This is a genomic window from Streptomyces antioxidans (assembly GCF_000968685.2).
Taxonomy (GTDB): domain Bacteria; phylum Actinomycetota; class Actinomycetes; order Streptomycetales; family Streptomycetaceae; genus Streptomyces; species Streptomyces antioxidans.
The window spans coordinates 1-458 of record NZ_LAKD02000217.1; the positions used below are offsets into that span (position 1 = coordinate 1).

A 458-nucleotide genomic window follows, 5' to 3' on the forward strand; every position below is an offset into this window, starting at 1 on the left:
TAGTCCTGGCCGTTGGTGCCCGCGAAGACACCGACCTGCTGACCGCGCAGCGCCTCCGGGTCGATGCCCGCGCGCTCGAACGCCTCCCACGAGGTCTCCAGCAGCAACCGCTGCTGCGGATCCATCGCCAGCGCCTCACGCGGCGAAATCCCGAAGAACGACGCGTCGAAGTCCCCCGCGTCGTAGAGGAAACCACCCTCACGCGTATACGTCGTCCCCTGACGATCAGGATCCGGGTCATACAGCCCCGCCAGATCCCAACCACGATCCGAAGGAAACTCCGCAACCGCGTCCCCACCCGCCGTCAACAGCTGCCACAGCTCCTCAGGCGACCGCACCCCACCCGGAAAACGACAGCTCATCGCCACGATCGCAACCGGATCATCGGCCACCACAACCGCCGGAGCCACCACACCCACGGCAATGTCAGAGCCCAGCAGCTCACCACGCAGATGGTC

Annotated in this window: 1 protein-coding gene; it reads right to left on the reverse strand. The window is 66.2% G+C overall.

The genetic code is table 11. The annotated features are described in order from the left end of the window. A partial coding sequence (locus VT50_RS37790; RefSeq protein WP_046091078.1) for a beta-ketoacyl synthase N-terminal-like domain-containing protein occupies positions 1-458 on the reverse strand: 458 nt, incomplete at both ends.